The sequence below is a fragment of the Parasedimentitalea nitratireducens genome, from assembly GCF_057444295.1.
The window spans coordinates 428,013-446,168 of sequence record NZ_JBYAXC010000003.1; the positions used below are offsets into that span (position 1 = coordinate 428,013).

17 protein-coding genes and 2 tRNA genes are annotated in these 18,156 nt (G+C 57.5%); 8 read left to right on the plus strand and 11 right to left on the minus strand.

Annotation, left to right across the window (positions count from 1 at the left end; translation table 11 throughout):
* Positions 1–46: 46 nt before the first annotated feature.
* The 6 genes from bioC to bioB are packed head-to-tail and all read right to left on the minus strand — an operon-like array spanning position 47 to position 5,585.
* Complete coding sequence (gene bioC, locus AC2T28_RS12735) at positions 47–838, minus strand: malonyl-ACP O-methyltransferase BioC (protein ID WP_486749366.1); 792 nt, start codon at positions 836–838, stop codon at positions 47–49.
* Positions 835–1,452: a pimeloyl-ACP methyl esterase BioG family protein gene (locus tag AC2T28_RS12740; protein WP_486749367.1), complete on the minus strand. Its 618-nt coding sequence runs from the start codon at positions 1,450–1,452 to the stop codon at positions 835–837. The genes bioC and AC2T28_RS12740 overlap by 4 nt, the downstream gene beginning before the upstream one ends.
* On the minus strand, positions 1,452–2,750 hold the full coding sequence (gene bioA, locus AC2T28_RS12745; RefSeq protein ID WP_486749368.1) for an adenosylmethionine--8-amino-7-oxononanoate transaminase: 1,299 nt from the start codon (positions 2,748–2,750) through the stop codon (positions 1,452–1,454). The genes AC2T28_RS12740 and bioA overlap by 1 nt, the downstream gene beginning before the upstream one ends.
* The gene (gene bioD, locus AC2T28_RS12750) at positions 2,747–3,472 is read right to left on the minus strand and encodes a dethiobiotin synthase (RefSeq protein ID WP_486749369.1); all 726 of its coding nucleotides are present in this window, start codon (positions 3,470–3,472) and stop codon (positions 2,747–2,749) included. The genes bioA and bioD overlap by 4 nt, the downstream gene beginning before the upstream one ends.
* The gene (locus tag AC2T28_RS12755; protein WP_486749370.1) at positions 3,469–4,611 is read right to left on the minus strand and encodes an 8-amino-7-oxononanoate synthase; all 1,143 of its coding nucleotides are present in this window, start codon (positions 4,609–4,611) and stop codon (positions 3,469–3,471) included. Before AC2T28_RS12755 ends, bioD begins: the two co-directional genes overlap by 4 nt.
* Positions 4,608–5,585, minus strand: a complete 978-nt coding sequence (gene bioB / locus AC2T28_RS12760) for a biotin synthase BioB (protein WP_486749371.1) — start codon at positions 5,583–5,585, stop codon at positions 4,608–4,610. The genes AC2T28_RS12755 and bioB overlap by 4 nt, the downstream gene beginning before the upstream one ends.
* A gap of 234 nt (positions 5,586–5,819) precedes the next feature.
* Here bioB and AC2T28_RS12765 point away from each other — a divergent pair, with 234 nt between their 5' ends.
* The gene (locus tag AC2T28_RS12765) at positions 5,820–6,731 is read left to right on the plus strand and encodes a pirin family protein (protein WP_486749372.1); all 912 of its coding nucleotides are present in this window, start codon (positions 5,820–5,822) and stop codon (positions 6,729–6,731) included.
* A 203-nt stretch (positions 6,732–6,934) separates the two neighbouring features.
* On the plus strand, positions 6,935–7,771 hold the full coding sequence (locus AC2T28_RS12770) for a 1-acyl-sn-glycerol-3-phosphate acyltransferase (RefSeq protein ID WP_486749373.1): 837 nt from the start codon (positions 6,935–6,937) through the stop codon (positions 7,769–7,771).
* A 63-nt stretch (positions 7,772–7,834) separates the two neighbouring features.
* Here the strand turns inward: AC2T28_RS12770 and AC2T28_RS12775 are convergent, their stop codons facing one another.
* Together AC2T28_RS12775 and AC2T28_RS12780 are read right to left on the minus strand one after the other, a co-directional pair.
* On the minus strand, positions 7,835–8,335 hold the full coding sequence (locus AC2T28_RS12775) for a GNAT family N-acetyltransferase (protein ID WP_486749374.1): 501 nt from the start codon (positions 8,333–8,335) through the stop codon (positions 7,835–7,837).
* Positions 8,332–8,919 (minus strand): TetR/AcrR family transcriptional regulator, encoded by a 588-nt coding sequence (locus AC2T28_RS12780; RefSeq protein WP_486749375.1) that lies wholly within the window; start codon positions 8,917–8,919, stop codon positions 8,332–8,334. The genes AC2T28_RS12775 and AC2T28_RS12780 overlap by 4 nt, the downstream gene beginning before the upstream one ends.
* Before the next feature lie 95 nt (positions 8,920–9,014).
* Here AC2T28_RS12780 and AC2T28_RS12785 point away from each other — a divergent pair, with 95 nt between their 5' ends.
* The 6 genes from AC2T28_RS12785 (at position 9,015) to AC2T28_RS12810 (ending at position 14,334) form a co-directional block, all read left to right on the plus strand.
* Positions 9,015–9,275: a hypothetical protein gene (locus AC2T28_RS12785; protein ID WP_486749376.1), complete on the plus strand. Its 261-nt coding sequence runs from the start codon at positions 9,015–9,017 to the stop codon at positions 9,273–9,275.
* 307 nt (positions 9,276–9,582) lie between these two features.
* Positions 9,583–10,869, plus strand: a complete 1,287-nt coding sequence (locus tag AC2T28_RS12790) for a homoserine dehydrogenase (RefSeq protein WP_486749377.1) — start codon at positions 9,583–9,585, stop codon at positions 10,867–10,869.
* A gap of 143 nt (positions 10,870–11,012) precedes the next feature.
* Positions 11,013–11,996 (plus strand): class II fructose-bisphosphatase, encoded by a 984-nt coding sequence (gene glpX / locus AC2T28_RS12795; RefSeq protein ID WP_486749378.1) that lies wholly within the window; start codon positions 11,013–11,015, stop codon positions 11,994–11,996.
* Between the two features lie 106 nt (positions 11,997–12,102).
* Positions 12,103–13,845: a single-stranded-DNA-specific exonuclease RecJ gene (gene recJ / locus AC2T28_RS12800; RefSeq protein WP_486749379.1), complete on the plus strand. Its 1,743-nt coding sequence runs from the start codon at positions 12,103–12,105 to the stop codon at positions 13,843–13,845.
* A gap of 102 nt (positions 13,846–13,947) precedes the next feature.
* A tRNA-Glu gene (locus tag AC2T28_RS12805) sits at positions 13,948–14,022 on the plus strand.
* A 237-nt stretch (positions 14,023–14,259) separates the two neighbouring features.
* Positions 14,260–14,334: transfer RNA gene (locus AC2T28_RS12810), tRNA-Glu, on the plus strand.
* 220 nt (positions 14,335–14,554) lie between these two features.
* Here the strand turns inward: AC2T28_RS12810 and AC2T28_RS12815 are convergent.
* The 3 genes from AC2T28_RS12815 to AC2T28_RS12825 all read right to left on the minus strand — a co-directional run bounded on the left by AC2T28_RS12815 (position 14,555) and on the right by AC2T28_RS12825 (position 18,099).
* Positions 14,555–15,637 carry a diguanylate cyclase domain-containing protein gene (locus tag AC2T28_RS12815; protein WP_486749380.1) on the minus strand — a complete coding sequence of 361 codons (1,083 nt, stop codon included), beginning with the start codon at positions 15,635–15,637 and terminating at the stop codon, positions 14,555–14,557.
* On the minus strand, positions 15,627–16,220 hold the full coding sequence (locus tag AC2T28_RS12820) for a heme NO-binding domain-containing protein (RefSeq protein ID WP_486749381.1): 594 nt from the start codon (positions 16,218–16,220) through the stop codon (positions 15,627–15,629). Before AC2T28_RS12820 ends, AC2T28_RS12815 begins: the two co-directional genes overlap by 11 nt.
* A 103-nt stretch (positions 16,221–16,323) precedes the next feature.
* Positions 16,324–18,099, minus strand: a complete 1,776-nt coding sequence (locus AC2T28_RS12825; RefSeq protein WP_486749382.1) for a DUF4153 domain-containing protein — start codon at positions 18,097–18,099, stop codon at positions 16,324–16,326.
* Between the last annotated feature and the right edge of the window lie 57 nt (positions 18,100–18,156).

Genomic DNA, 18,156 nt, shown 5'->3' on the forward strand with positions numbered 1-18,156 from the left:
CGCGGCGATAGCCGGAGAATTCAAATTTTCCGGCTACCTTTGCGACTTACCGCCTTTTGCGGGCGATCATCCACACCGGGTCATAGGTCAAGGGCAGTTTGCTGTCCTGACCAAACTCACTCCGATAGTTGTCTTCAAACTCTTGTAACCGCCCACGGTTCCAACGTTGCTTGGCCTGTGCGTTGACCCCGGTGTTACGCAAGTGACGCAAAAGGTCGGTGGCGGTGTTAAACATCAGATCGACCGGCTCTCGGCTCACATGCAGCAACTCAATATCCTGAGGCAACAAACCTGCCCAGTCAGATGGATCAGCATAGCTGGGCGCCGCAGCAGACGAGCCAAGACTGCGAAGCTGGTGAAACTGATCCTTGCCAAAACCAGATATGGCCATCCAGCCTCCGGGGCACAGCCGTGACGCAAGCCGTGCCATCAGGGCTGCAACATCATCAATCCACTGCACGGTCGAGGCCGACGTGATCAGATCCAGTTCCCGAGGCAAAGGCAGCGTTTCAATCGGTCCAAAGGTGAAATCTGTCCGCTCAGCCCGGTCCTGGGTCAGACTGCTCAGTCCTATCGCGGCCTCAGGCACCAAATCGTTCAGGGTCAGGTGGTGCATATCGAACTGCTTTATCAGCGGCTGGGTCAGATGCCCGGTGCCACAGCCAAATTCCAGCACGTTTTCAAAGCAGTCCGGTGCGCCATGCTCTTGCAACAACCGCACCAAATCTGCCGCGATATCCGCTTGGGCCTTGGCGTGCTGGTGATAACTCTCCAACCCGCGCCGAAAGCTCTGGCGCACACGGTTCTGGTTCAGGTTCGACAGCAGGCTATCTCTCATGCCAGCACCTGTTGCCAGGTTGCAAACTGCGCGAATGGCGCATGAGGAGCCGTGATCTGCTGCACATTGGTTTGTGGCCAAGCGCGTGTCTGGTTCACCGCCGGGAAAATCTTATCCTCGGTGCTGATCCACACCCGATCAAAGTCGGTATCGGGCGCGTCGCCCCGCGCCTCTATCGCCAACAACTCATCACGCCGCGCGGTCACGTCGATTTCTGCTTGGGGTTGGCGGGCGTTAAAGACACGCGCCAGGAAGAGCTGATAGGCTTTGTCACTCAGGGTTTCGATGGTTTTGGACATGGCCACCGGAGGAATGCCGGTTCGGCGGCTGACTGGGGTCAGGGTGCCGTTCACAGCAATTTTCCGGGTAAAGGGATCGTCCCGGCCCTGCTGCCAATGTGCATAAGAGGCGACACCAAAGGACCAAGCCACAAGGTTGACGCCTTCATAGACCGACAGGTCTGGAAGATCGCAATTGAGATCGCGGTAATCGCTGGCAAAAAGAACATCAAAGTCGCCTGTCAGGTGGTCGAACACCTGCGCGCCCACCGCCCAGCCGCCAAAGACAACGATGGCGTCGTGCCCCTGTCCTTTTTTGAGCCAGCGAAACGCCATTACAGCTCTCGCGCCAGTCGCAGCATGCCGTCAGTGATCTGTGTCAGCTGGTCCGGCGTGGTGACAAAGGGGGGCATGGTATAGATGTTTTTGCCAAAGGGACGAAGGAACACGCCCATTTCGCGGGCCAGCCCATGCGCCTGATCAGCCGACACGCGATGCTTCATCTCGATCACGCCAATTGCGCCCAGCACCCGCACATCAGCCACATTTGGCAAGGCGCGAGCCGGTTCCAGTTCGGCTGTCATCTGGTTGGCGATGGCAGAAACGGTTGCGCGCGAGTCTTGTTCAGTCAGCAATTCCAGCGAGGCAAGCGCCGCGACACAGGCCAATGGGTTCGCCATATAGGTGGGACCATGCATGAAGATTCCGGGATTGCCACCACCAATCCCCTCGGCCACCCGGTCGTTGGTCATGGTACTAGCAAATGAGATATGCCCTGCAGTTAGGCCCTTGCCCAGGCTGATGATATCCGGCTCAATGGTGCAGAAATCGGTGGCGAACATTTCACCCGTGCGGCCAAAACCGGTGGCGATTTCGTCAAAGATCAGCAAAATCCCCAGTTCATCACAGATCGCACGGGCTTGATTGAGGTACTCGGGGTGGTAGAAATACATCCCCCCCGTTCCCTGCACCACGGGTTCAAGGATGAAACCGGCTATCTTATCCTTGTTGCCTTCCAGCACGCTGCGCAATTCAGCAAGACCGTTTTGCGCAGGATCGTCATTCCAGTCCTCGTTCAACCGGATCGGTGGACGATTGACAAAATGCTGCACACTTAGTGCGCCCTGGAACAGGTGGTGCATGCCAGTATCCGGATCACAGACGCTCATCGCCTTCCAGGTATCGCCGTGATAACCGGACCGTACCGTGGCGAATTGCGACCGCCCTTGAAATCCCATAGCATGTTGATATTGCACAGCCATTTTCATCGTCACCTCGACCGAGACCGAGCCGGAGTCGCAGTAAAAAATGCGGGTCAGGCTGTCTGGTGTGATCTCGAGCAGCTTGCGGCCAAGATTGATCGCCGGGTCGTGGGTTAGCCCGCCAAACATCACATGGGGCAGCTTGTCCAGCTGGTCATGCATCGCCTGGGTAACCCGTGGGTTACGGTGCCCGTGCATCATGCACCACCAAGACGACATCGCGTCGATCAATTGGCAGCCGTCATCCAGTGTCAGATGAACTCCTTGAGATTCCCTTACCACAAAGGTCGGTCCCGGTTGCGTGACGTTTGTGTAGGGGTGCCACAGGTGCTGTTGGTCGAATTCCAGCTGGGTCAGTTCAGATGCGCTCATGACTGGATCGCCTTTTTGATCGTGTCGAGGTCGATGTGTTGGGCGAATGCAGCGGCGAGGAGTTCATTGCACTTCTTATCCCGACCGCCAGGTCGGCCCGCGCCTGACCTTCCCCCCGGGAAGGCGCGGTGCGCCTCCCCAAGGTCAGGCGCTTCTGTTTCGTCGTTTAGTCCGTTGATCATCGGCAGACGCCCCAAATGCGCGACATTGCCGAACTGGCAAATGGTGTCCTCGACCGCCTCTTCAGCCTCGCCTATGAACGCCACGCCAACCACATTACATCCCGCACTGCGCAGAGCCCGCAGCGACAAAAGCGTATGATTGATTGTGCCCAACTGTGTCCGGGCACAGAGGATCACCGGCGCCCCCCAGCGGGCAAAGAGGTCAAGGTACAGAACCTCGCGGTTCAGCGGCACCATCAGGCCACCTGCACCTTCAGCCACCAGAACGCCGTCAACCTGCGGCAGGTCCAATGTGTCGGGATCAATTTCGACGCCTTCGGCCTCGGCCGACAGATGTGGCGAGGCTGGCAGTTGCAGCAGATAGCCCTCGGGCAAGGAGGGGCGACCAGACAAGCGACTGACGATCTGGCTATCGGTCTCCTCTTCCTGACCGGATTGCACCGGCTTCCAGTAGGTGGCATTGAGCGCGGCAGTTAGGCCGGCGGAAAACACGGTTTTGCCGATCTCGGTATCGGTTCCTGTAACGACAATGGCGCTCATGCCGCGGCCTCCAGTTCTTGGGCGAGATCAGCAAACAGCGCGGAAATCACCTGCTTTGATGTGTTCAGTGTGACCGAGATCCGCAGGCGCGAGGTGCCGCGTGGGACGGTGGGTGGACGGATGCCGCGAATATCATAGCCGCGTTCCTGCAGAGCGCTGGCCACAGCCATGGTGCGTTTGTCATCACCCATGACAACGGGCAGGATCTGGCTTTGAAAGCCGCTGAGCCCACAGTGTTTTTCGGCCTCAGCCTGAGCGTGGTGGATCAGCTCCCAAGCCTGCTGCTGGCGCGCTGGGTTATCGCGCAGCTCTTGCAAGGCGGCACGCACAAGGGCGGCGTTCAGCGGGGATGGTGCGGTGGCAAAGATAAAGGCGCGGGCCTTGTTGATCAGGGTTTCGATTAGGGTCGAGGCCCCACAGATCAGGGCCCCTGAGACACCCAAAGCCTTGCCGCAGGTGTGGAGCGACAGCATGTTGGGCAAATGGGCGATGGCATGGCCCAGCCCCCTGCCCTGATCACCAAACACGCCGGTTGAATGGGCCTCGTCCAGCACCAGAACGGCATTTTCGCGGGCCGCCAGGTCAGACAGTTCCGCAATCGGGGCACAGTCGCCATCCATGGAGTAAACCGCCTCAACCGCGATCCAGATCTGGCCGGTGCCGCCCTCGGCGCGCCACTGGGCGATGGCGTCTTGGGCAGCGGACACATCGTTATGGGCAAAGCTGCGGGTCTCGGCCCGGCCCAGACGCATGCCGTCATGGGTGCTGGCGTGGATCAGCGCATCGTAAAGCACCAGATCGCCGTGCTGCGGCAATGCCGAGAAAATCGCCATATTGCCGGTAAAGCCACCGTTGATGAACAGCGCACTTTCTGTGCCGAAAAACGCGGCAGCTTCACTCTCCAACAGTTGATGTTCATTGTCATTGCCGCGCAGCAAACGAGAACCGCCTGCCCCCACTTGAACGCCACGCGCCAGCGCAGCGGCACCGGCGTCGCGCAGCAGGTCAGACCCGGCCAGACCAAGGTAATCGTTTGAGGCAAAGTCATGCCCGACGCGGGGCATCAGGCTGCGATAGCGGCCCCGCGACCTGAGTGCGTCCAGCGCCTTTTGATGGCGCGGGAAAGCGCCCGTGCTCATTTAGATCCGTCGCAACCAACCGCCATAGGCGTAATGCCAAGACGGGCAAACAGCGCGCTGTCTTTATCTTCTTCCGGGTTGTCGGCGGTCAGCAGGGTTTCACCGACAAAGATCGAGTTGGCACCGGCGAAGAAGCACATGGCCTGCATCTCGTCGCTCATGTCGGTACGACCAGCGGACAGACGCACGTGGGACTTAGGCATCAGGATACGGGCCAGAGCCACGGTGCGGACAAATTCGATCGGGTCCAGCTTGGCCACATCGGCCAACGGAGTGTCGTCGATTGGGATCAGCATGTTGACCGGCACCGAATCCGGGTGTTCTTCAAGCGTGGCCAGGGCCAGCATCATGTCGATGCGGTCCATCTGCTGCTCACCCATGCCAACAATACCACCAGCACAGACCTTGATACCAGCCTCGCGCACCTTGTTCAGGGTGTCGATACGATCCGCAAAGGTGCGGGTCGTGATGATTTCTGAATAGTACCGCTCGGATGTGTCGATGTTGTGGTTGTAATAATCGAGGCCGGAATCGCGCAGCCGGAACACCTGTTCCTCGTCCAGCATGCCCAGTGTCATGCAGGTTTCCATGCCCAGATCTTTGACACCTTTGACCATCGCCTCCAGCGCGGCCATGTCACGGTCTTTGGGGGAACGCCAAGCAGCGCCCATACAATAGCGTGTCGCACCGCCTTCTTTGGCCTTGCGGGCCTCGGAAATCACACGTTCAACTTCGATCAACTTGCTAGCCGACAGTTGCGCACCGTTGCGGGCCGACTGCGAGCAATAGGCGCAATCTTCGGCGCAGCCACCGGTCTTGATGCTCAGCAGTTTGGATTTCTGCACTTGATTGGGGTCGAAATTCTCGCGGTGCACAGTCTGCGCGCGGAACAAAAGATCCATGAAAGGAAGGTTGTAGATCGCCTCCGCTTCCTCGCGGGTCCAGTCATTGCGGATAGGGCTAGCGTCCAACATGTGATCTCCCACAGGAAAATTATAGATAATTTATCGACCGGACCTCTCCGATTTCCGAGATTAATAGATAATTCGCCGCATAGGTTTCAAGCCCCTTTCCAAAACTGCCGCAATAAGCCGCAGATTTCAGCGAATAGCTGCGCACAAGCGCACAGGATCCGCGCCCTGACGCCAATTGCCACGCACAGCTGCACACTTACATGTAGGGCAACGCAAGTAATCAGGAGACCACCCATGTCGCTCAGACCCGTTTTGGAAACCCGCAACGCTGTTCCAACCATGGAGGGCGCAGGCGTCAAGCTGCACCGCGCCTTTGGATTTCAGGACCCCAGCGAGTTGGATCCTTACTTGCTGTTTGATGATTTTCGCAACGAACGCCCCGAGGACTTTGAGAAAGGGTTCCCCTGGCATCCCCACCGCGGCATCGAAACCATCACATATGTGCTGTCCGGTAGCGTCGAGCATACGGACTCTCTTGGTAACTCGGGCACCCTGGGCGCTGGCGATGTGCAGTGGATGACCGCTGGGTCCGGGATCATGCATCAGGAAATGCCAAACGGCAACGCGGCGGGCCAGATGCATGGATTCCAACTGTGGGGCAACCTGCCCAGTGCACAAAAAATGACAGCGCCGCGTTATCAGGATGTCGCCAGCCAAGAGATCCCCGAGGTTATTGATGATGACGGCACCCGTGTGCGGGTGATCGTTGGTGAGTTTTGGGGTAAACGCGGGCCCGTGGACGGCATCGCGGCTGATCCGCAGTATCTGGATGTCTATGTGCCAGCCGGGGTCAAAAAGACCTTTAAAATCGATACCTACCGCCGCGCCTTTGCCTATGTGTTCGAGGGTCAGGCAGCGTTTTCCGATGCATCTGTTCCACAAGGGGTGCTGCTGGAGAAAGAAGTGGCGGGCGAAGAGCTGCACATTCGCGATATGTCTGGTGACCGTACATTGGTCCGTTTTGGCAGCGGGGATGAGGTTACGGTGATGGCAGGCCCCGAAGGCGTGCGGTTCCTGCTCATCTCAGGTGCGCCGATTGATGAGCCGGTTGCGTGGCACGGGCCAATTGTGATGAACACCCAAGCCGAGCTGCAACAGGCCTTTGCCGAGCTGCGCAACGGCAGCTTTATCCGACCCGCCCACTGACACACGAACGGCCTGGGGAAATAGCGCAAAGGTGAATTCACTGGAAATCGCCGAAACAAACTGCCATGCTCACCTTCAACAGGGGTGAGCATTCTCATTCCAGCAGGTCGGAATATTTCTCCGGGCCTATGTGACTGTTTTTATGTATTGGGATTTTTCCTGTGAAGCGACAAGTTGCAGTCAATCGTCCGTTGGACCGCGCCATGAAAGAGCGGCTCCACCTTCAAGGCGACAACCCGCTTGTAATCAAACTCATCCGCGGGCTGATACATTCCAGTGACGCCTTGGGCCGGGGCTTATTTGGACGCCCGTTTCTTGCATTACGAGAAAGCGAAGACTGCCTTGAACAACTGGATGGGCTGAATGGGCAAGATCTGATTGAGGCTCTGTTGTCGCTCGAAGGCGGGACCACGATCAAGGCCCAGGGTTTGCAGCATATTCCAGAATCAGGTCCTGTTGTTATCGCATCCACCCACCCAACCGGGATGTTTGACTTTGTCGCTCATGCCGCTGCTCTGAGCAAAAAGCGACCGGATCTAAAAGTGGTTGCCAATCGCGAAGCCGAGAAATTTCTTGGCCCTAAAAGCATCATTCCGGTAACGATCAACAAAACCAACCGGGCCATATCTGGCAGTCAGACACGGCAGGACATGCTGGACCATGTGCAAAACGGGGGCGCTCTGTTAATTTTTGGCTCGGGCAGGGTTCCCGACTGTCATGATGGGCGATTGATTGAACCAGCTTGGCGCCGGGGGGCCAGCCAAGTCTCAAAGATCAGCCAGGCCCCTATTATTCCTGCCGCGCTCAACTCGATGAATTCCAGCGCCTATTATCGACTTCGCGCCTGCGCCCGTTTTGTCAGCGGCCGCAACGATCATTTTGGTGCGATGATCGCATCACTTCGCTATTTTGCTGAGGTGCTGGAGAAACTGGGTGGACAATATGACGTACTGTACGGGCCGATGCTACCCGCAGGTACGGACCCGGCTACGCTAAAACGATCTGCTGAAACCCTTGTACCAGATCTCTATGGCAGTTGAGCTCTCGGGCTCTTCTGTGCCACCTAGGGCGTTCCTGAACTCAAGTTTTCGAGTGTTGAACTCTTAGACCTGCGGGCCTGCCTTATCATCAGGGTCTGACCACCGATAGATGACGTCCTCGCCGCTATCCTCTTTGTCAAAACCCGCCCGTTGCAACAAACGCGCTGAAGCCGTGTTGCCCTTCATCACGCCGCCGCTCAATCTGGTGCCGGTGTGACGGAAAATGGCTTGCAGTCCGGCAATCATTTCGGTGGCCAACCCTTGCCCCCAACTGTCTTGCGCAAACAGATACCCAAGGTGTCGCTCGGTGTGATCACCAGGAGCCCCCGACAGGACAAGCAGACCAACCCCAACGTTCTGCATATTATACAGGGCAAAAACCTCGGCCTGTTGTGACAAGCCGGACAGGAAGGCCCGCTGGTCTGTCTCGGTTGTACGTGATTGGAAACTGTTGGGGAGAAACTCAACAACCACAGGTGCAAACAGCGCAGCCAATTCAGAAGATGTGAGATCGCGCCAATCACCGCTATGGAGCCGGTCGGTGATCAGCACAGTGGGCTTCATGCCGCCATCGCCCGGCGCACCATGTCCCAATAGGTGGTCTCGACCTGATCAAGCGACAGGCGCCCCTCGGACCGGTACCAGGTATTGATCCCATTCAGCATCGCAATTACAGCCAGCGTTGCAATTTTGGTGTCCGAGATTGCAAACGTCCCCTCGGCCACCCCCTGTTTCAAGATTGCTTCGAGGGTATCTTCATACTCGCGCCGCAGGGATTCGACGGCGGTGAAATTGTCGGGCGACAGGTTTCTCAGCTCCATATAGGCGATGAAAACCGCATCGGGCCTTTGCATGTGAAAGCGAATGTGAAACCGAGTGAAAGCTTCGAGCTGGGTCAGTGCATTGCCGCTGCCGCGCTGTTCAGCCCAAGTTGTCAGCAACTCGGTCATATGGCCTTCCATCAGGCGAAACAGCAGGCTTTGTTTGTCTGGCGTGTAATTATACAAAGCGCCCGCCTGCACCCCTACTTCGCGCGCAATCTGGCGCATCGAGACCGCGGCAAACCCGTGCTGGGCAAACAGCTTTAGCGCCGCGTCCTGAATACGCGGGCCTGTTATGCCGGAATGAGAACCCTGAGTACGTGCCATGCCCTATTGTATCTGAACAGATGTTCAGAAAAAACCCCTGCTTGCGCCTTTTCCCGTTACATTGCATCAAAGGCGAAGCAAAAGGATCCGGTATCATGACCCGCTCAAAAGTTTTGACGCTTAGCTTGACCGTTGTGGCATTGACCTGCACCGCCTGCACCCGCGTGCCCGAGCTGGAAGAGCAGCTGACCCCCGACCTGAGATCCACCGACTACCCAAAGCTGGTCCCGTTGGATCAAGCCCTAGCGCCATTGCCTTTGCCAGGCGCACAGAGTGAAGAGTTGCAACAGGACTTGGCTGCGCGCAGCTCGCGTCTAAAAAACCGTGCAAATGCCCTTAAGGCAGCGGCAAACTAACCGCGCCCCAATCCTGCTGCACGCACACTTCAGTCCCCAAAAATCCTAACAAGCGCTCCAGCCCGTCGTCTGGCATCTTTGATGCCCTCCTCCCGTTGGGCCCGGCACCGCTATGCGGTGCCGGGCCCAAAAGCCAATGGTAGCCTCGGCTTTGCCGAGGGTTCTGTTGGGTACGGGAGCCGCTCGAATAGGAGTACACCTGTTAGAAATTGCTCCCCAGTAGCTACAGTGCAGCTGAGCGCCGTTGCGTAGCGGCTAAGTTCCAGATAATGCGGAGCCTGAAGTATTGAACAAGGGATCACCAGCTATGACTACGCCGCTTCGTCTTGGGATTGCAGGTTTGGGCACCGTCGGTATTGGTGTGGTTAAAATCATCCGCCGCCAGGCTGCCCTGCTAGAGGCCCGCACCGGGCGTCCGGTGGTAATCTCGGCTGTTTCTGCCCGCGACGCCAACAAGGATCGCGGCATTTCGCTGAGCCAATATGCCTGGGAAACAGATCCGGTGGCGCTGGCTGTGCGCGACGATGTGGATGTCTTTGTCGAACTGATGGGTGGCCACGAAGGCCCAGCCAAAACCGCAACCGAGGCCGCACTGGCTGCGGGCAAGGATGTGGTCACCGCCAACAAGGCACTACTGGCCATTCACGGCCAGGCATTGGCTGAACAGGCTGAGGCCAACGGACAGGTCATCCGGTTTGAGGCTGCCGTTGCAGGCGGTATTCCGGTGATCAAGTCGCTGACCGAAGGTCTGGCAGGCAACGAGATCACCCGCGTCATGGGCGTGATGAATGGCACTTGCAACTATATCCTGACCCAGATGCAGGCCACAGGTCAGGGCTACAATGCCCTGTTCGAAGAATGCGGCCGTTTGGGATATCTGGAAGCGGACCCCAACCTGGACGTGGGCGGCATTGATGCCGGACATAAACTGGCGCTGCTGGCCTCTATCGCGTTTGGATCGAAGCCTGCGTTTGACCGGGTTCAACTGGAAGGCATTCAGCGCATCACCCTGGAAGACATCAACCAAGCTGCTGATATGGGTTTCCGCATCAAACTGCTGGGCGTGGCCCAGCGGACAGCGCGCGGGCTGGAACAGCGTATGTCGCCTTGCCTGGTGCCGGCCAATTCACCACTTGGGCAGCTGGAAGGCGGCACCAATATGGTGGTGATCGAAGGCGATGCCGTAGAACAGGTAGTGCTGCGTGGCCCCGGTGCAGGCGAAGGCCCTACCGCCAGCGCCGTGATGGGCGATGTCTGCGACTTGGCACGCGGCCTGCGGATCGCGACCTTTGGCCAGCCTGCAACAGGGCTGCAAGACATCCCAGCAGCCCAAACCGGCCTGCCTGCACCTTACTATCTGCGCATGAACCTGCAGGACAAACCCGGTGCCTTGGCCAAAGTTGCCGCCGCCTTGGGGGATGCCGGGGTCTCCATCGACCGGATGCGCCAGTATGGCCATTCTGAACCCACTGCTCCGGTACTGATCGTCACCCACAAGGTGACACGGGCCACTTTGGATGTGGCACTGGACGCCCTGGAAGTCAGCGATGTGGTGGACGGCGCCCCGGTTGCCCTGCGCATTGAAGAGCTCTGATTTCGGCCCAAACGGCTAAAATCAGTGCAAATCCTCAACGCACGGCCAATATCGGCCGCCGTGATCGCTATCGGCCCTTGCCCGCCCTGCCCTGCACAGGGTATGCGACGGGCGACCCTCTATGATTGAGACAGGATATTTACATGACCTCGAACACCCCTGACGTTGCTTTTAACGACCGGATGTTGTCGCTGGGCCTGGCCCGTGTTGCCGAGCAAGCGGCTCTGGCCTCGGCCTCGCTGGTAGGACGTGGCGATGAAAAGGCAGCTGACCAAGCGGCGGTCAACGCCATGCGCGAGCAGTTGAACCTGCTGGACATCGCCGGTGTTGTGGTCATCGGTGAAGGTGAGCGCGACGAGGCTCCAATGTTGTTCATCGGCGAAGAAGTTGGCACCGGCAAAGGCCCCGGCGTGGACATCGCGCTGGATCCGCTGGAAGGCACCACACTGACCGCCAAGGACATGCCCAACGCCCTGACCGTGATTGCCATGGGCCCTCGCGGTTCGATGCTGCACGCACCAGATACATACATGGACAAGCTAGCCATCGGTCCAGGTTTCCCCGAGGGTGTTGTTAATCTGGACATGTCCCCTCGTGAGCGGGTTGAGGCCCTGGCCAAGGCCAAAGGCTGTGCCACCGGCGACATCACAGTTTGTATTCTGGAACGCCCACGCCACGAAGCGATGATCGCTGAAGTGCGTGAAACCGGTGCTTCGATCCGCCTGATCACCGATGGTGATGTGGCTGGCGTTATGCACTGCGCCGAAAGCGAAACCACTGGTATCGACATGTACATGGGCCAAGGCGGCGCACCCGAAGGTGTTCTGGCGGCTGCTGCACTGAAATGCATGGGCGGACAGATCTTTGGTCGCTTGTTGTTCCGCAACGACGATGAAAAAGGCCGCGCAGCCAAGGCAGGCATCACCGATCTGGACCGTGTCTACACCCGCGATGAGATGGTCACTCAGGATGTGATCTTTGCCGCCACTGGCGTGACTGGTGGCTCGCTGTTGCCCGAGATCAAGCGCAGCCCGGGCTGGGTTGAAACCACCACCCTGCTGATGCGCTCGCGCACCGGTTCGGTACGTCGGATGTCTTACCGCACTCCGCTGGCGCCACACCAGTAAGACTGCAGCAGGAAGCACCTTGCACCCCAGATGGGCGCAAGAGTACGCTACAACTAAGAAGGGCCGGGTCCGCATGGGTCCGGCCTTTGTGCATTGGGAGCAAATCATGAGCTTTTTGGGTGTTGAACAGTCGCTGACCGGACGGCGTTGGCTGGGACCGGGAATTGATGTTGAACGGGCCGCCGAGATGATGGCCCAGCAGAGCGAGATCCCTGCCCCGGTCTGTCAGGTGCTGGCGCGACGCGGCGTACCCGCGCATGAGGCCCAGGGCTTTTTGACACCTCAATTGAAGGAATTGCTACCTGACCCGCGTCGCATGAAGGACATGGAAGTGGCGGCACAGCGTTTCATTGCCGCCGTACAAAAACGCGAACGCATTGCGGTTTTTGCAGATTATGATGTGGACGGCGGCAGTTCAGCCGCTTTGTTGCTGGTTTGGTTGCGGCAGATGGGGCTGAACGCAACACTCTATGTGCCCGACCGGATCGACGAGGGCTATGGCCCCAATGACGAGGCGATGGCAGCCCTGGCGCGGGATCACGACCTGATCATCTGCGTCGACTGCGGCACCCTAAGCCATGGGCCGATTGCTGCCGCCAAAGGCGCAGATGTTGTGGTGCTGGATCACCACCTGGGCGGAGAGACCCTGCCCGACTGTGTGGCAGTGGTGAACCCAAACCGTCAGGACGAAGATGGCGAACTGGGCTATTTCTGTGCCGCTGGTGTTGTGTTTCTGATGCTGGTCGAGGCCCGACGCCAACTGCGTGAAGCTGGCCATGACACAGGCCCCGACCTGATAGCTTTGTTGGATCTGGTGGCGCTGGCAACCGTTGCGGATGTTGCGCCCTTGATTGGCGCAAACCGGGCACTGGTGCGCCAAGGACTAAAGGTGATGGGCGGGCGGCAACGCCCCGGCCTGGTGGCGCTGGCCGACGTGTCGCGGATGGATTCGGCACCCTCGACCTATAGCCTGGGCTTTATGCTTGGCCCTCGGGTCAATGCCGGCGGGCGGATTGGCAAGGCGGATTTGGGCGCGCGGCTGTTATCGACTGATAACCCGGATGAGGCCGCGTCTATTGCCGAGAAGCTGGATCAGTTGAACACCGAACGCCGCGAGATTGAAAACGCTGTGCGCGCAGCTGCAATGGAGCAAGCCGAAGCGCGCGGGTTGGACGCGCCGCTGGTTTGGGCCGCTGGTGAGGGCTGGCACCCGGGTGTGGTGGGTATCGTCGCCTCGCGCCTGAAAGAAGCCGCTGGCCGCCCAGCTGTGGTGATTGGCCTAGAAGGCGGCGAAGGCAAAGGATCGGGCCGGTCCGTGAGCGGCATTGACCTTGGGGCCTCGATCCAGCGGTTGGCCAGCGAGGGACTGCTGAACAAGGGCGGTGGTCACAAGATGGCGGCCGGGTTGAGCGTGGAACGCGAACAACTGGAACCGGCGATGGCGCGGCTAACCGAATTGCTGGAGAAGCAAGGCGCTGGAGATCTCGGGCCTGCGGATCTGAAGCTTGATGGCATGTTGATGCCCGGCGCAGCCAGTGTTCAGATGATTGAACAGATCGAACAGGCTGGCCCCTTTGGAGCAGGTGCCCCGGCACCGCGGTACGCGCTTCCCAACCTTCAGATCCGATTTGCCAAACGGATTGGGGAATCACATCTAAAACTTTCGCTGAGCGACGGTTTGAGCGGCGGTATCGATGCGATCTGCTTTGGCGCATTTGACACCCCCCTGGGCCCAACATTGTTGGATCATGGTGGCGCCAAATTCCATTTTGCCGGCCGCTTGGAGATAAACACGTGGGGCGGGCGTCAATCTGCGCAATTGCGCCTTGAAGATGCGGCATCTGCCTAGAATTGGTTAGGATCGCAGCCCTGAGAAAATAATTTCTTTTTGCTGCATTTTACCACTTGCGGCGCAGGGCGGGATTTCCTAATACCCGCTCACACCAAGCGTGGCCCGTTCGTCTATCGGTTAGGACGCCAGGTTTTCAACCTGGAAAGACGAGTTCGATTCTCGTACGGGCTGCCATGGTGAACTCTCCAATACGCTAGTATTCGACAAAGCCCGACCCGGCTGACTGTCGTTGTGCTGTTCGATCCAGATCAACTCTGAACACTGCAACAGCTATGTAAATAAATGACATTTTGACTGGCATGGGGACTAATCGGCGCTCCCCCACCCGATTGCAAAAAGATTTTCACTTTCGTCAAATACCCTCTTGCGTCTGCGATGCCTGTTATTTAAATACCGGCTCACACGCTAAGTGGCCCGTTCGTCTATCGGTTAGGACGCCAGGTTTTCAACCTGGAAAGACGAGTTCGATTCTCGTACGGGCTGCCATTTCCCCCAATCGTTTGCAAACATTCGACGCACTGCGGGCCATTGCTGGATTTTTAGGGCATCACCAGTTCAGTCACATCAAGGCCGCCTCTCGGCCCGACCTGCTGAAAGTGCCATCGCCGGAAGCGCTTTGGAAAAGCGACAGCAAAAACGAACAGTGGCAGCGAATTGCCCTGCTACCTAGCTGTTTTGAATCAGAGCAACACAGGCGTTGCCCAGCTTAACCAGCCGGGCGCTGTTCGGGCTTTACGACCGTCTCGTCAGGGGCTGATACGACGCCATTGGCAGAATCTGGCTCTTCCACTTCGCCAAATCCTTCACTGTCCATTCCCTGCTTGTAGAATAGGTGGCAAGCCCGCCCTGCGCGTTTGGCGGCATAAAGCGCGACGTCTGCTTCGTGCAGCAAACGTGCCGCATCGACCTCAACCCCGACAGGCGCCAGTACCGTTCCGATACTTGCAGAAATTCGGCACAGCTGACCTTCGTATGGAATCGGCTCTTCTAGGTTCTCGATCAACCGGTTTGCAATATTTTCCAGCCGCGACTGATTCACCAGCCCATCAAAGATCAACACGAACTCATCACCACCGATGCGCGCAACGGTGTCGGTTGAACGGGTACAGTCAACCATGACTCTGGCGACCTTTTGCAGCACGACATCGCCCGCCGCATGACCCAAGGTGTCGTTGACCGCCTTGAAGAAATCCAGATCGACTTGCATCAATGAGAAATTGCGCTGCGTCCCGATCATACGCGACAAGATATGATCCATTGCCCGGCGGTTTTTGAGCCCGGTCAACGTATCGGTAAAGGCTTGTTCTTCGGCGGCAATTTTTGCCCCCTGCAGACGGGTATTCAGCTGCCGTGACGCCTCCATCGCAGCCGACTTGGCCTCAACCAGATAGAGCATCTCGATGGTCAGGTCTGTGGCCGAGAAATCGGCGCTTGTAAGATCATAATCTCGCACAGCGTCCAGAACGGAAATCCCAAAGGACAAATTGACAAAAGCCCCTTCACCGTTTGGCAAAGGTGCAAGAACGCCCTTGAGCCCGGTTTGAGGCTCATCCCGGAATTGCATGTGCAGCTTTACGCCCGATGTCCGCAGCAAATCAGACATGCTCTGAACGGAACGTGGGCGCTTTAGTTCAAGCACCTCAAGAAACGGCTTGCCGATCCAGTTTTGATCGGGGCGCAGTTTCTGCAGTGTTGGCCCAACATGCACAATGTTTCCACCCGCGTCCAACATGACATACATGGGTGCGATTTTCGACGCAATATCAGCGAGCTGGCTATTACTTATCATAGTGTGCGCCCCCCAGGTCAAAGGCGCGACCCTCGGCAAAGTCGGTCTCGACCAACATGACCGAAATCACTTCGGCACCATCCTGGCTTCCGGAATGTTCCAGAATAACCAGATCGCCGTAGTCATCGGCCATTGCACGCAGCACACCCATCATGACGCTGCCATAGCCGGGCAACCCATCCTGACACAACAGTTTAAACTGACCTGGCGCGATTTCGATGAGTTCAAGCGCTGGCAGATGCAGATCTGAAACAGCAAGACGCACCCGATCTGGCAAATCGTCCAACGAATGCAGAAATTCCACATAGTTCACCCCACCAAACCGCAATAGTCGGCGCAGGGCTTCAACTTGAGGATTGGAGACTAGAAATGTTCCCATATCCTCAAGCATTTCTGGCAACGGGCGTTCTAATACCTGCACCATCGACTTAAGAAGTTTCTGGGATTGTTCGTCTGTGTAAATAAGCATCGCTTCGAACTCGGTAAACCCGAGTTCAGCCGCATCTGTCACTTCGCGCCAGCGCGTGTCACCGTAAGTGCTGCAGACAAAGGCCTGAATTGCCCTGTTAATCAGCCCATGCATAAGATGGCCCCTCGTTTTAAAGTGACTAACAGTTGACATGTGAACCTTAAGAAAGACCCTACATTTAAAATGTTATCTGTTTTGGGACGGAATAATTTGAGGCCTAGGGCCGTGGCAGGATTTCGATACCGCCAACATGCAGTGCTCTTAGGGAGCTGGGGCCAATTGAATAGTTACCGTCGAGTATTGCCTCTAAGTCGGATGTTTTCAAGGTTATGCCTTCGCTTGCATTTAACATCAGTGCGCGTTTCCAACTTGCGTCACCGGTGTCATCAAATGTTAGTGCCTCAATATCAACTCGTTGCCCTATACCGCCCCTTCGGTACAGCAGTACCCCGCTGCGAGCTGTTTCCGGGGTAAATTGGCCCATTACCAGAACACAGCCTGGGCGACCATCAGCAAGCAGCCTTTGACAGCCCGAAAGCCACGTTTGAACTTCATAGAGGCGTAATCCCTCCAAATCTTCAGCCTCAAGCTTTTGCCCCAATGGAAGAACCTGCAAAAGCTCGACCAGCTCTGTGGCGACCTGCGCTAACGTCCGGTTGCGGACTTCATTGTCAAAGCCCCATTTACTGTTTGAGTTGCGCATATCGGCCAGTCGCTTGATCAATTCGGGGTCCTGCCCCTTGGGGCCATTCTCAAGACCCGCAAGTGCGGCATGGCCCGCCTGCCCCCAGTCGTGCTCGAGTTCCCAGACCGGCAGTTCCAATAGCTGTAGGCGCCCATCAACATAGCGTGCGATCTGGCTGTTAGCAGAAATCCGTTCGGCATTTAGCAGCGGGGTCAACAACGCCGCCGAAATCGCAATTGTCACCAAGGCCATAGACACATTGATTTTCCGGATCCGAGCTGACCAGCCCTGCCCCCGCATGACCGACAGAGGATAGAGCAGCCCATAGGCCAACAAAATTGCACTGACACAGGCGGCCAGCACTCGGTCTGGGGTCCAGCCATAATCGGCAACCCGAACCCAGATCGCCCAGGCCGCCAGCCCAGTGACCATCAGCAACAGGATGGCCATGATCCGGGTAGAGGTGATGATGGTAAAGCTGGGTCGCATTTCGGCGTCATCGCGCTCCAGTACCACAGCAATCAAGGTCAGCATTACCATGGCAACGCTCATCAAAAGGGTCGCAGCAGAGAAGTCTCCAAAGACCTGCGACAGGCCCTGTAGTGGGATCGCTGCCAGGAACAGAGCAATAACCGCCAGAACGGGCACCACAAACAGGCGCAGCAGGCGCAGTAGCAGGTATGGAGACACCGTGTCTCGCAGCTCAAACACCACGGCCATGGCCAGCCCAAGAACGCCTCCGCTCAGCGCAAACACCAGCCAACCGGTATCAAAGATCCGTTCGATCACTTCGATATTGACCAAGGACAACAGCGCATCTGACAGCGCCATCATAAGCCAGAACAAACCAACAAAGACCCAAGCCGCCAAATAGCGCACAGTGAGCGCCCAGGCCGCGTCGAACAACGCACCGTAGTCTCTCCAGGCCTGTCTGTTCTGCAATGTTACAATCAAAAACGGGATCGATAGATGCAGGAACAAAAGACTGAGGCTGACCAATACCGGCTGCTCTAGCACCTCCATGGCACTCTCGTACCGCAGTCCCGCAATCGAGGTGAGAACGGTGAAAGGCACCGCCAGCAACAGCGCGCTCATCAAAGCGCGTTTGACCGTAACCGGCCCAGATAACGCCAATGCAAGACTGGCATAGCTGCCGATGAAACTAAGCAGCGCCAGAAACAGGGATGGCGGAATATCCGGGTTGTCTGCGTTGTCGACCAAGACCCACATGGCCAAACCTGAAACAGCGCCCAGAGCAAACAACAGGCTTCGGCGTTGACCAATTTGAATTGCAGAGCTGGTGGGCATGGGGAAATTCCTGGTGATTAAAATTGCTGCGCTACCTACAGCTTTCTCCCCATGCTC

Coding starts and splice junctions, on each gene's coding strand:
- bioC (WP_486749366.1), bottom strand. CDS start 838: ATGAGAGATAGCCTGCTGTCGAACCTGAACCAGAACCGTGTGCGCCAG.
- AC2T28_RS12740 (WP_486749367.1), bottom strand. CDS start 1,452: ATGGCGTTTCGCTGGCTCAAAAAAGGACAGGGGCACGACGCCATCGTT.
- bioA (WP_486749368.1), bottom strand. CDS start 2,750: ATGAGCGCATCTGAACTGACCCAGCTGGAATTCGACCAACAGCACCTG.
- bioD (WP_486749369.1), bottom strand. CDS start 3,472: ATGAGCGCCATTGTCGTTACAGGAACCGATACCGAGATCGGCAAAACC.
- AC2T28_RS12755 (WP_486749370.1), bottom strand. CDS start 4,611: ATGAGCACGGGCGCTTTCCCGCGCCATCAAAAGGCGCTGGACGCACTC.
- bioB (WP_486749371.1), bottom strand. CDS start 5,585: ATGTTGGACGCTAGCCCTATCCGCAATGACTGGACCCGCGAGGAAGCG.
- AC2T28_RS12765 (WP_486749372.1), top strand. CDS start 5,820: ATGTCGCTCAGACCCGTTTTGGAAACCCGCAACGCTGTTCCAACCATG.
- AC2T28_RS12770 (WP_486749373.1), top strand. CDS start 6,935: ATGAAAGAGCGGCTCCACCTTCAAGGCGACAACCCGCTTGTAATCAAA.
- AC2T28_RS12775 (WP_486749374.1), bottom strand. CDS start 8,335: ATGAAGCCCACTGTGCTGATCACCGACCGGCTCCATAGCGGTGATTGG.
- AC2T28_RS12780 (WP_486749375.1), bottom strand. CDS start 8,919: ATGGCACGTACTCAGGGTTCTCATTCCGGCATAACAGGCCCGCGTATT.
- AC2T28_RS12785 (WP_486749376.1), top strand. CDS start 9,015: ATGACCCGCTCAAAAGTTTTGACGCTTAGCTTGACCGTTGTGGCATTG.
- AC2T28_RS12790 (WP_486749377.1), top strand. CDS start 9,583: ATGACTACGCCGCTTCGTCTTGGGATTGCAGGTTTGGGCACCGTCGGT.
- glpX (WP_486749378.1), top strand. CDS start 11,013: ATGACCTCGAACACCCCTGACGTTGCTTTTAACGACCGGATGTTGTCG.
- recJ (WP_486749379.1), top strand. CDS start 12,103: ATGAGCTTTTTGGGTGTTGAACAGTCGCTGACCGGACGGCGTTGGCTG.
- AC2T28_RS12815 (WP_486749380.1), bottom strand. CDS start 15,637: ATGATAAGTAATAGCCAGCTCGCTGATATTGCGTCGAAAATCGCACCC.
- AC2T28_RS12820 (WP_486749381.1), bottom strand. CDS start 16,220: ATGCATGGGCTGATTAACAGGGCAATTCAGGCCTTTGTCTGCAGCACT.
- AC2T28_RS12825 (WP_486749382.1), bottom strand. CDS start 18,099: ATGCCCACCAGCTCTGCAATTCAAATTGGTCAACGCCGAAGCCTGTTG.